Origin of the sequence: Streptomyces sp. NPDC090077 (assembly GCF_044747545.1) — a bacterium.
Classification (GTDB): domain Bacteria; phylum Actinomycetota; class Actinomycetes; order Streptomycetales; family Streptomycetaceae; genus Streptomyces.
This window is the reverse complement of the sequence record NZ_JBIVEG010000025.1, coordinates 40,228-51,718: the sequence shown is the minus strand read 5'-3', so window position 1 is coordinate 51,718 and position 11,491 is coordinate 40,228. Positions and strand designations below refer to the sequence as shown.

Here is an 11,491-nt window from a genome sequence, read left to right as displayed (position 1 = left end):
GCGGACCGTGTTTTTGGTTGATGAAATGTCAAATTATCTGTAGGGGGGTCGGTCGACCGGCAGGACCCCGGCGCAACGGATGGCCGGGTTCTGGTGTCCTTAGCGGCATGCAGATGGAGAAGTCGCAGGCCGTGCCGGGTGGGGGCGGGTGTCTGACCGGGGTGGTCAGGGTGCCCGTGAAGGTCGTCGCCGTGCTCGTGGTGCTGCCCGTGCGGGCCCTGTGGGACCTGCTCGTGGTGGGGGCGCGGGCTGCGCAGAGGCATGTGCTGGCGCCGCTCGGCAGGGGGGCCGGGTGGGTGCTCCTGCGGGTGTGGCGGTACCTGCTGCGGCCGCTGCTGCTCGTCCTCTTCTACTGGCCCTGGGTCGGGTTGTGGCGGTACCTCCTCGCGCCCGGATACCGGTACCTGCTGCGGCCCCTCGGGCTGGCGGCCGCCTGGCTGTGCGTCGCCCTCGGGCGGTACGTGCTGGTGCCCGTCGGGACCGGGATCGCGTGGACGCTGCGGCACCTGGTGGTACTGCCTTCGGGGTGGCTGTACCGGGAGGTGCTGACGCCCGTCGGGCACGGGCTGCGGTGGCTGGTGCGGGGGCTGTGCACGGTGGTGTTCGTGTGGCCCTGGGTGGGGTTGTGGCGGTACGTGCTCGTCCCGGTAGGCCACGGGCTGGTGTGGGCGGGGCGGTACGTGGTCCTGCCGCCGCTCTCCCTGCTGTACCGGTACGTCCTCCTGCCGCTCGGTGAGGTCCTCGTCGCCGCCTGGCACATCGCCGGCCGGATCCTGCGCGCCCTCGGCCGCGGGCTGCGCCGGCTGTGGCGCGGCTGGGTCGCCCGGCCCGCCGCGTGGGCGTACCGGCAGGTGGCCACACCCGTCGGGCACGCCGTCCGCGAGGTGTGGCGCACCGCCCGCGCCGCGGTGCGCGAGGCGCGGGCCGAGGTGCGTCGCGTGCTGTTCGGGGGCCCGCCGGGGGAACCGGCGAGGTCACGGGCGCGTACTCTGGGTAGTACGACAGCCGCCGACGCGGCACCCGCTCCCGAGATCTCCCTGCACGAACGGCGGGGGTGAGCCGGACGGGTCGACGGACCTCAGGGCGGCGCGCGAGCCGCGACGCCCCGCACAAGGAGAAGAACCACTGGGCAAGCGACAGCCCGAAGGCCCGCCTCCCGCACCGGTGGTGCAGCGCATCCGACTGCGCTACACCAAGCGTGGCCGCCTCCGGTTCACCAGCCACCGAGACTTCCAGCGCGCGTTCGAGCGGGCCCTGCGCCGCGCCGAGGTGCCCATGGCGTACTCGGCGGGCTTCACCCCGCACCCCCGCGTCTCGTACGCGAACGCCGCTCCCACCGGGACCGGCAGTGAGGCCGAGTACCTGGAGATCGGCCTCGCCCAGCACCGCGACCCCGAGAAGCTCCGCGAGCTGCTCGACGAGTCGATGCCGGTCGGCCTGGACATCGTCGACGCCGTCGAGGCCCGGACCTCCGGGCTCGCGGACCGGCTGACGGCCTCCGTGTGGGAGCTGCGCCTGGAGCGCGTGGAGCCCGCCGACGCCGCGCGGGCCGTGGAGGCCTTCCTCGCCGCCGAGACGGTCGAGGTGCAGCGCCGTACCAAGAACGGCATGCGGACGTTCGACACCCGCGGCGCCGTCGTCAGCCTCGAGGCGCTTCCTGCCCAGGTTGATAGGCCGCTGGACAATGCCTGTGCGATACTGCGGCTGGTTGTTCGGCATTTGACACCTGCCGTGCGACCCGACGACGTCCTGTCCGGTCTCCAAGCTGTGGCCGACCTGGCGCCGCCGGTCCCCGCAGCGGTGACCAGGCTGGCGCAGGGGCTCTTCGACGAGGAGTCCGGCACGGTGACCGACCCGCTCGCGCCCGACCGCGAGGCTGTCACGGCCGCCCCACCCACGGCCGCCGTGAACGCCGACGCGAAGGCGCCGGAAGGTCCCGCCGCGTAGGGATCGTCGTCGTCGCGCCGCCCTGGCACTCGGGAGCCACCTGGGTCGGGCAGCGCATTGACCTGAAGACTTCCGCCAGGCCGTACGGACAACACGTACGGAACCGGCGGCCATGGACTACAGCTCCCGTGAGGCGAACGCGCCCCGGAGGCCGGCTCCGCGCCCCTCGCGCGGGGTCGTGCCGGACCGGACGTCAGCCGCGGCGCCCGGGAGCGTGACGGGAGAACCGCCCGCATGCTCAACAACGAAAACGAGAACACCCCCGCCGCCGACACCGGCAGCCCCAGCGACAACCTGCCTCCGCGCAGGCGTCGCCGCGCGGCTTCCCGGCCGGCCGGCCCGCCCGGCGGCGTCGTCGAGACGCCGGTGGAGGCCGCTCCGGCCGCTGCGCCGGTCGTGGAGGAGGCTCCGGCCGCTCCCGCGCCGCGTGCCCGCCGTCGTGCCACCCGCGCCGCCACCGCTCCGGCCGCTGTCGCCGAGTCGGCCGAGGCCGTGGTGGAGGCCGCTCCGGCCGCTGCGCCGGTCGTGGAGGAGGCTCCGGCCGCTCCTGCGCCGCGTGCCCGTCGCCGTGCGACCCGTGCCGCCACCGCTCCGGTCGCCGAGGCCGTTGCCGAGGCCGAGGCCGCCCCGGCCCCCGTGGTGGAGGAGGAGGCTCCGGCCGCTCCCGCGCCGCGTGCCCGCCGTCGTGCCACCCGTGCGACCACCGCTCCGGCCGTCGTCGCCGAGGCCGCCGAGGCCGTGGTGGAGGCCGCTCCGGCCGCCGCGCCGGCCCCCGTGGTGGAGGAGGAGGCTCCGGCCGCCCCTGCGCCGCGTGCCCGTCGCCGTGCCACCCGCGCCGTCGCCGCTCCGGCCGTCGTCGCCGAGTCCGCCGAGGCCGTGGTGGAGGCCGCTCCGGCCGCCGCGCCGGCCCCCGTGGTGGAGGAGGAGGCTCCGGCCGCTCCCGCGCCGCGTGCCCGTCGCCGTGCCACCCGCGCCGTCGCCGCTCCGGCCGCCGTGACCGAGCCCGCCCCGGTCGTGGAGGAAGAGGAGGAGGCCGAGGAAGAGGTGCAGGCCGTCGTGGCCGAGGCCCCCAAGGCCACCCGCGCCGTCACCGTCGCCGACGCCGTGGACGCCCCCAAGCGCGGCCGCCGCCGCGTCACCCGTTCCTCCGCCCCGGCTGCTCCGGCCGCCGCCGCGCAGCCCGTGGCCGCCGAGGAGCCGGAGGCCGCTCCGGCCGGCCGTCGCCGTGCCGCGCGTCCCGCCGTGGCCGTCTTCCAGGCCCCGGTGTTCGCCGAGCCGATGTTCCAGACCCCGGAGACCGCGGCCATGGCCGCTGCGGCCGCTGCCGCCGCCGCTTCGGTGGAGGAGGCCGAGGAGGAGGAAGAGGCCGAGGCCGCCGCCGAGGTCCAGGCCCCCGCCGCGCAGCCGGCCGGCCGTCGCCGCCGCCGTCGCGGTGCCGCCGAGCCCGTGGCCCCGGCCGTCGAGCCGGAGCTCGTGGAGGAGGAGCCGGAGGCCGAGGCCGACGGCTTCGACGAGGACGAGTCCGACGAGTCGGGCGAGCGTCCCTCGCGCCGCCGCCGTCGCGGTGGCCGTCGCCGCCGTCGCGGTGAGGCCGCCGACCTGGACGAGTCCGCGTACGAGGAGACCGAGGGCGAGGCCGCCGCACAGGAGGCCGAGCCGCAGGAAGCCGACCAGGAGGACGAGGACGAGGACGCCGACGAGGCCCTCGGTTCCACCTCCAGCCGTCGTCGCCGTCGTCGTCGCCGCCGCAGCGGTGACGGTGCCGTCGAGGTCGAGGCGGGCGAGGAGGACGGTGTCCGCACCGTGCTCAAGGTCCGCGAGCCGCGCCCGGCGCGCGAGAAGGCCGAGCCGTCCGACGAGGTGCAGTCCATCAAGGGCTCGACCCGTCTGGAGGCGAAGAAGCAGCGCCGTCGTGAGGGCCGCGAGCAGGGCCGCCGCCGTGTGCCGATCATCACCGAGGCCGAGTTCCTGGCCCGCCGTGAGGCCGTCGAGCGCGTGATGGTCGTCCGCCAGTCCGGTGAGCGCACCCAGATCGGCGTCCTCGAGGACAACGTGCTCGTCGAGCACTACGTCAACAAGGAAGAGGCCACCTCGTACGTCGGCAACGTCTACCTGGGCAAGGTCCAGAACGTGCTGCCGTCGATGGAGGCCGCCTTCATCGACATCGGCAAGGGCCGCAACGCCGTCCTGTACGCCGGTGAGGTCAACTTCGAGGCGCTCGGCATGGCCAACGGGCCGCGTCGCATCGAGTCCGCCCTGAAGTCCGGCCAGTCGGTCCTGGTGCAGGTCACCAAGGACCCGATCGGCCACAAGGGCGCCCGTCTGACCAGCCAGGTCTCGCTGCCCGGCCGCTACCTGGTCTACGTGCCCGAGGGCTCGATGACCGGCATCAGCCGCAAGCTGCCCGACACCGAGCGCGCGCGCCTGAAGACCATCCTCAAGAAGATCGTCCCCGAGGACGCGGGCGTCATCGTGCGCACCGCGGCCGAGGGTGCGAGCGAGGAGGAGCTGCGCCGCGACGTCGAGCGTCTGCAGGCGCAGTGGGAGGACATCCAGAAGAAGTCGAAGCAGATCACGACCTCGTCGCCGAGCCTGCTGTACGGCGAGCCGGACATGACGGTCCGCGTCGTGCGCGACATCTTCAACGAGGACTTCTCCAAGGTCATCATCAGCGGTGACCAGGCGTGGGAGACCATCCACGGCTACGTGTCCCACGTGGCCCCGGACCTGGCCGACCGGCTGTCCCGCTGGACCTCCGAGGTCGATGTCTTCGCGACGTACCGGATCGACGAGCAGCTCGCCAAGGCGCTCGACCGCAAGGTGTGGCTGCCCTCGGGCGGTTCCCTCGTGATTGACAAGACCGAGGCGATGATCGTCATCGACGTCAACACCGGCAAGTTCACCGGTCAGGGCGGCAACCTCGAGGAGACCGTCACCAGGAACAACCTGGAGGCGGCCGAGGAGATCGTGCGCCAGCTGCGGCTGCGCGACCTGGGCGGCATCGTCGTCATCGACTTCATCGACATGGTCCTGGAGTCCAACCGCGACCTGGTGCTGCGGCGCATGCTGGAGTGCCTGGGCCGCGACCGTACGAAGCACCAGGTGGCCGAGGTCACCTCGCTGGGCCTGGTCCAGATGACCCGCAAGCGGGTGGGCCAGGGTCTGCTGGAGTCCTTCTCCGAGACCTGCGTCCACTGCAACGGCCGCGGTGTGATCGTGCACATGGAGACCCCGACCGCGGTCGGCGGCGGTGGCAACGGCAAGCGCGCCAAGCGTCGCGCCGGCCGCGCCCAGGAGCACGAGCACGAGCTGGAGACGGTCGAGACCGCCGAGGCCGAGGTGCTGGAGGCCGAGACCGAGGCCGAGGTGGCCGCGGAGCTCGCCGCGCCGCGGGCCCTTCCGGAGCCGGCGTTCGTGCCGGACGAGGAGCTGTACAGCAGCCCGGCCGAGGCCGAGGCCGCCGCGGGCATCAGCGGGCGCCGCAACCGTCGCCGCGCCACCCGCAAGGCGACCGCTCCGGCGGGTGCCCCGCGCGGTGCGGAGCGGTTCGCCGCCCCGGTGCCGGCCGCCCCCGCGCCGGTGGTCCCGGTGGTGGAGGACGCGCCGGTGACGGAGCCCGCGGACACGGTGCTGGAGCCGGCCGCCGAGGTCGTCGCCGAGGTCGTGGAGGCGGCCCCGGTGGTGGACGAGGCCGCGCCGAAGGGCCGTACCCGTCGCCGGGCGACCCGCAAGGCGACCGCCCCGGAGCCGGAGCCCGTCGTGGCCCCGGAGCCGGTGGTCGTGGCCGAGCCGGAGCCGGTCGTGGAGGCCGTCGTCGAGCCGGTCGCCGCTGAGCCGGCCGTCGTGTCCGAGCCCGAGCCCGTGGTCGCCGAGATCCCGGCCGAGCCCGTGGCGGAGGCCGCCCCGGCGCGTCCGCGCCGCCGTGCCGTGCGCAAGGCCACCGCGCCCGCGGGTGCGGCGGAGGCCGCGGTCGTGGTCGTCGAGGTCCCGGCCGCCGAGCCGGCCGCGGACACCGCCCCGGCCGAGGTCCCGGCCGACGGGGCGGAGGCCGAGGCCGAGGCGCCGGCGCCCGCCAAGAAGGCCGCCCGCAAGGCTCCGGCCAAGAAGGCGGCCACCACGGCGAAGAAGGCCCCGGCCAAGAAGGCGGCGGCAGCCAAGAAGACCGTCGCGAAGAAGGCGACGGCCAAGAAGACCACGGCGAAGCGGGCCACGAAGAAGACCGCGGCGGCGGAGCAGAGCGCTCCGTCCGTCACGGCTCCGACCGAGGCCTGACCCGTTCCGTGACCGTGGACCCCGCCTCCGGGCGGGGTCCACGGTGGCACGGGGCCCGGTTTGACCCTCCGGAACCAGCCCCGTAACCTAGACCGTCGGCGTGTCTTGGACGATTAACCGTTCAGTGTGCGTCGCGCTCCTGAGCACCTTCCTCCCGCGGGTCCGCGCAAGCGGCCGGCTTACGGGAGAGGCCGCTCGTCCAATCCGGATCACCGTGGGCCCAGGCCCGTGTGAGCGGCTGGCTTCAGGAGCATCCGTCCCGAGTGAGAGAGAGATCCGCGTGTACGCCATCGTGCGCAGCGGTGGTCGCCAGCACAAGGTTGCTGTCGGCGACATCGTTGAGGTTGACAAGATTTCCACTGCCAAGGCTGGCGACACGGTCGAGCTCTCGACCCTGCTCGTTGTCGACGGCGACGCCGTGACCAGCGACCCGTGGGTGCTGGCCGGGATCAAGGTCACGGCCGAGGTCGTGGACCACACCAAGGGCGCCAAGATCGACATCCTGCGCTACAAGAACAAGACCGGCTACCGCCGTCGCCAGGGTCACCGCCAGCAGTACACGGCGATCAAGGTCACCGGTATCCCCACGGCTGCGAAGTAAGAGGGACTGAGACATGGCACACAAGAAGGGCGCATCGTCCACCCGGAACGGGCGCGATTCCAATGCTCAGCGGCTCGGCGTGAAGCGCTTCGGCGGTCAGGTCGTCTCCGCCGGCGAGATCCTCGTCCGCCAGCGCGGCACCCACTTCCACCCGGGTGCGGGTGTCGGTCGCGGTGGCGACGACACGCTGTTCGCGCTGCTGCCGGGTGCGGTGCAGTTCGGTACGCACCGTGGCCGCAAGGTCGTCAACATCGTTCCGGCCGCCTGATCCAGCTCCTGCTGCATCACAAGCGTTCGTAACACCCCGAGGGCGGATCTCAGCTCTTCCCGGCACGCGCCGGGAAGAGAGGTCCGCCCTCGGCGCGTTGTCTCATAGACACGTTTAATGGGCAGCAAGGCCTGCCCGGGACATTCCCGTATGTATCTGGAGGAACACCCATGACCACCTTCGTGGACCGCGTCGAGCTGCACGTCGCCGCGGGTAACGGGGGCCACGGCTGCGCCTCCGTACACCGGGAGAAGTTCAAGCCGCTCGGCGGCCCCGACGGCGGCAACGGCGGCCGTGGCGGCGACGTCATCCTGGTGGTGGAGCAGGCGATCACCACCCTGCTGGACTACCACCACAGCCCGCACCGCAAGGCCACGAACGGCAAGCCCGGCGAGGGCGGCAACCGCTCCGGCAAGGACGGCCAGGACCTGGTCCTGCCCGTGCCGGACGGCACCGTGGTCCTCGACAAGCAGGGCAACGTGCTGGCCGACCTCGTCGGCCAGGGCACCACGTACGTCGCGGCCGAGGGCGGCCGCGGCGGCCTCGGCAACGCCGCGCTCTCCTCCGCCCGCCGCAAGGCGCCCGGCTTCGCCCTCCTCGGCGTCCCCGGCGACAGCGGCGACATCGTCCTGGAGCTGAAGACCGTCGCCGACGTGGCGCTGGTCGGCTTCCCCAGCGCCGGCAAGTCCTCGCTGATCTCGGTGCTCTCCGCCGCCAAGCCGAAGATCGCGGACTACCCCTTCACCACCCTCGTCCCGAACCTCGGCGTGGTCACGGCCGGCTCGACCGTCTACACCATCGCCGACGTCCCGGGTCTGATCCCCGGCGCCAGCCAGGGCAAGGGCCTCGGCCTGGAGTTCCTGCGCCACGTCGAGCGCTGCTCGGTCCTCGTGCACGTGCTGGACACCGCCACCCTGGAGACCGACCGCGACCCGGTGGCCGACCTCGACGTCATCGAGGAAGAGCTCAAGATCTACGGCGGCGGCCTGGAGAAGCGTCCGCGCCTCGTCGTCCTGAACAAGGTCGACATCCCCGACGGCCAGGACCTGGCGGACATGGTCCGTCCGGACCTGGAGGCCCGCGGCTACAAGGTCTTCGAGGTCTCCGCGGTCGCCCGTACGGGGCTGAAGGAGCTCTCCTACTTCCTCGCCGAGGTCGTCGCCAAGGCGCGTGCCCGCAAGCCCAAGCAGGAGGCGACCCGCATCGTCATCCGTCCGAAGGCCGTGGACGACGCGGGCTTCACCGTCGTCTACGACGAGGTGGAGGAGGTGTACCGGGTGCGCGGCGAGAAGCCGGAGCGCTGGGTGCGCCAGACCGACTTCAACAACGACGAGGCCGTCGGCTACCTCGCCGACCGGCTCAACCGCCTCGGTGTCGAGGACGCGCTGAAGAAGGCCGGTGCCAAGGCGGGCGACGGCGTCGCGATCGGTTCCGAGGAGAACGCGGTCGTGTTCGACTGGGAGCCGACCGTGATGGCCGGTGCCGAGATGCTGGGCCGCCGTGGTGAGGACCACCGCCTGGACGCTCCGCGTCCGGCGACCCAGCGCCGCAACGAGAAGGAAGCCCGGCGCGGCGACTCCGCCCAGAAGGAGTACGACGAGTTCCGTCCCTTCTGACCGGGCGGGGGCGGCGGAGGGCCGGCTTTGAAGTCGGCTTTACGCCGTTCGCCTAGGATCCTGCGGGTGAGCAGCAGCAGTCATTCCAGCAGGGACACCGCCGCGGGTCCCACGGTCTCCGTGGTGGTCATCGCGTACAACGACGCCGGGCTCGTGGGCGAGGCCGTTTCCTCGGCCCTCGCCCAGGGCCCGGTGGTCGCCGAGGTCATCGCGGTGGACGACGCCTCCTCGGACGGGACCGCCGGCGTCCTGGACGGGCTCGCGGCGGTCCACCCGCGCCTGCGGGTCCTGCACCGCACGGAGAACAGCGGCGGCTGCGGCACCCCCCGCAACGACGGGATCGCCGCCGCGACCTCCCCGTACGTCCTCTTCCTCGACAGTGACGACGTCCTGCCGCCGGGTGCCGCGCAGGCGCTGCTGCGGGCGGCGGAGGAGCACCGGGCGCCCGTCACCGTCGGCGCGTGCGTGCGCCGGGAACTGCCCGAGGGCCGCGAGGTGCCCTGGATGCCCGGCCTGTACACGCCGGGTGACGTGATCGAGCGGCCCGCGGACCGGCCCGAGCTGGTCCGCGACACCCTCTGCGTCAACAAGCTGTACGACCGCGCCTTCCTGGCGGAGCACGGGATCCGCTTCCCGGACGGCCGGTTCGTGTACGAGGACTTCGTCTTCACCTCCCGCGTCCTGGCCGCGGCGCCCCGGATCGCGGTCGTCGGCGACCTCGTCTACGTGTGGCACGTGCGCCGCAGCGCCGCCCAGGTGTCGATCTCCCTGGACCGCAAGGACGTGGGCAACTGGCGCTCCCGCGTCGAGGCCCACCGCACCGCCTCCCGCACCCTGGCCGCCGCCTCCCCGGAGCTGGGGCGCGCCTGCCAGGTGAAGTTCCTCGACTACGACCTGCGCATGTACCTGCGCGAGCTCGGTACCGACCCGGAGTACCGGGCCGACTGGTGGAAGCTGACCCGCGCGTACCTGGCCGGCTTCGACCCCGCCGACACCGCCGCCGCGCCCGCCCGGGCCCGCTGGGCGGCCCGGGTGGTGGCGGCCGCCGAGACCCCGCCGGGGGACGTGGAGCGGCTGATGCGGTTCGCCGCCGATCCCGCCCGGCTGCTGCCCCCGTACGCGCGCGACGCGGCCGGGGAGCCGGTGTGGAGCGCGGAGCTGCCCGTGCCGCTGGACGGGCTGGACGCCCTGCCGGCGGCGGACCTGCCCGTCACCGTCGACGCCGAGCCCGCTGGGGCGGGGGCCGTCCGGCTCCGGGTGCGCGACCTGTACGGGCGGCTCGCCGAGGCGGGTCCGCAGACCGTCCAGCTGGGTTTCCCGCCGCGTGCGGGGGGCGATCCCGTCCTGCTGCGGCCGGTGGAGCTGCGGGCCGCCGCCGACGGGGACGGGTGGACCGCCGAGGTGCCGTTCCGGCTCGCCGCGCTGGCCGCGGAGGGGCGCCGCCGGGGGCTCGTCGGGATGCAGGCGTGGGACGTCCGGGTGGGCGTGCGCTGCGCCGACGGGAGCTCCCTGTACACCTCCCTGCGCCCCCTGGGCGGTCTGCTCCGCCGCAGGGCCCTGCCCAGCAGCCGGTACGGTGTTCTGCTGGCGCAGCCCTACCGCACGGCCGCCGGTGCGCTGGCCGTGCGCCTCGCGCCCGGTGCCGGGGGCGCGCTGACCTTCGTACGCAACCGCCTCGACCGCGCCCGCGCGCGCAGGTCACGTTAGAGCTCGGGAGATACGCATGACATTTCTGATCACCGGTGGCGCCGGATACATCGGCGCGCACGTCGTCCGGGCGATGCTGCTCGCGGGTGAGAAGGTCGTGGTCTTCGACGACCTCTCCACGGGCCGGGAGGACCGCGTTCCGGAGGGCGTCCCGCTGGTGACGGCGTCGGTGCTGGACCGGCTCGCCCTGGACGACGCCCTCCGCACCCACAAGATCACCGGCGTGGTGCACCTGGCCGGCAAGAAGCAGGTCGGCGAGTCCGTCGAGAAGCCGCTGTACTACTACCGCGAGAACGTGCAGGGCCTCACGGTGCTGCTGGAGGCCGTGGCGGCGGCGGGCATCCGCAACTTCCTGTTCTCCTCCTCCGCCTCCGTGTACGGCATGCCCGACGTGGACTCCGTCACCGAGGAGACCCCGTGCAAGCCGCTGAGCCCGTACGGGGAGACCAAGCTGGCCGGCGAGTGGCTGGTCCGCGCCGCCGGTAAGGCGCACGGCATTTCCACCGCCTGCCTGCGCTACTTCAACGTGGCGGGCGCGGCGGCCCCCGAGCTCGCGGACACCGGCGTCTTCAACCTGGTCCCGATGGTCTTCGAGCGCTACGACGCCGGCGAGGGCGCCCGGATCTTCGGCGACGACTACCCGACCCCGGACGGCACCTGCATCCGCGACTACATCCACGTGGAGGACCTCGCGGACGCCCACGTGGTGGCGGCGCGCAGGCTCGCCGAGTGGGGCGCGGCGGGCGAGTACAAGGACCTCACGGTCAACATCGGGCGCGGTGAGGGCGTCTCCGTCAAGGAGATGGTCGAGCTGCTGAACGCGGGCACCGGGCACACCTACGCGCCGGTCGTCACCCCGCGCCGTCCCGGGGACCCGGCGAAGGTCGTGGCCTCCGCCGACCGGATCGCCGCCGAGCTGGGCTGGAAGGCGCGGCACGACGTCCGCGAGATGATCACCTCGGCGTGGGCCGGCTGGGAGGCCAACCGCGAGGCCGGCCAGCCGGACCACCACCGGGACGTCCACAAGGTCTGACCGGACCCGTACGGGAGGAGCCGCCCGCCCCGGACCAGGTCCGGGGC

The 11,491-nt window shown here is 73.6% G+C and carries 8 protein-coding genes; all 8 read left to right on the top strand.

The window, feature by feature from the left end; genetic code table 11:
* Positions 1 to 107 precede the first annotated feature (107 nt).
* The 8 genes from ACIPW5_RS30795 (at position 108) to galE (ending at position 11,444) form a co-directional block, all read left to right on the top strand.
* Positions 108 to 1,058: a hypothetical protein gene (locus ACIPW5_RS30795; protein ID WP_401251855.1), complete on the top strand. Its 951-nt coding sequence runs from the start codon at positions 108 to 110 to the stop codon at positions 1,056 to 1,058.
* A gap of 109 nt (positions 1,059 to 1,167) precedes the next feature.
* Entirely contained in the window at positions 1,168 to 1,947 is a 780-nt protein-coding gene (locus tag ACIPW5_RS30790) for a TIGR03936 family radical SAM-associated protein (RefSeq protein ID WP_401251852.1), read from the top strand.
* A 234-nt stretch (positions 1,948 to 2,181) separates the two neighbouring features.
* The gene (locus ACIPW5_RS30785; RefSeq protein WP_401251849.1) at positions 2,182 to 6,219 is read left to right on the top strand and encodes a ribonuclease E/G; all 4,038 of its coding nucleotides are present in this window, start codon (positions 2,182 to 2,184) and stop codon (positions 6,217 to 6,219) included.
* A 280-nt stretch (positions 6,220 to 6,499) separates the two neighbouring features.
* Entirely contained in the window at positions 6,500 to 6,820 is a 321-nt protein-coding gene (gene rplU, locus ACIPW5_RS30780; RefSeq protein WP_007264039.1) for a 50S ribosomal protein L21, read from the top strand.
* A gap of 13 nt (positions 6,821 to 6,833) precedes the next feature.
* Positions 6,834 to 7,088 carry a 50S ribosomal protein L27 gene (gene rpmA / locus ACIPW5_RS30775; protein ID WP_007264038.1) on the top strand — a complete coding sequence of 85 codons (255 nt, stop codon included), beginning with the start codon at positions 6,834 to 6,836 and terminating at the stop codon, positions 7,086 to 7,088.
* A gap of 170 nt (positions 7,089 to 7,258) precedes the next feature.
* Positions 7,259 to 8,704, top strand: coding sequence for a GTPase ObgE (obgE, locus tag ACIPW5_RS30770; RefSeq protein WP_401251845.1), 1,446 nt, complete (start codon positions 7,259 to 7,261; stop codon positions 8,702 to 8,704).
* A 66-nt stretch (positions 8,705 to 8,770) separates the two neighbouring features.
* Positions 8,771 to 10,411 carry a glycosyltransferase family 2 protein gene (locus ACIPW5_RS30765; RefSeq protein WP_401251842.1) on the top strand — a complete coding sequence of 547 codons (1,641 nt, stop codon included), beginning with the start codon at positions 8,771 to 8,773 and terminating at the stop codon, positions 10,409 to 10,411.
* A 16-nt stretch (positions 10,412 to 10,427) separates the two neighbouring features.
* Positions 10,428 to 11,444, top strand: a complete 1,017-nt coding sequence (gene galE, locus ACIPW5_RS30760) for a UDP-glucose 4-epimerase GalE (RefSeq protein WP_401251839.1) — start codon at positions 10,428 to 10,430, stop codon at positions 11,442 to 11,444.
* Positions 11,445 to 11,491 lie beyond the last annotated feature (47 nt).

Excerpts from the sequence above, each read along its gene's own strand:
- ACIPW5_RS30795 (WP_401251855.1), top strand. The coding sequence starts at position 108 with ATGCAGATGGAGAAGTCGCAGGCCGTGCCGGGTGGGGGCGGGTGTCTG.
- ACIPW5_RS30785 (WP_401251849.1), top strand. The coding sequence starts at position 2,182 with ATGCTCAACAACGAAAACGAGAACACCCCCGCCGCCGACACCGGCAGC.
- rpmA (WP_007264038.1), top strand. The coding sequence starts at position 6,834 with ATGGCACACAAGAAGGGCGCATCGTCCACCCGGAACGGGCGCGATTCC.
- obgE (WP_401251845.1), top strand. The coding sequence starts at position 7,259 with ATGACCACCTTCGTGGACCGCGTCGAGCTGCACGTCGCCGCGGGTAAC.
- galE (WP_401251839.1), top strand. The coding sequence starts at position 10,428 with ATGACATTTCTGATCACCGGTGGCGCCGGATACATCGGCGCGCACGTC.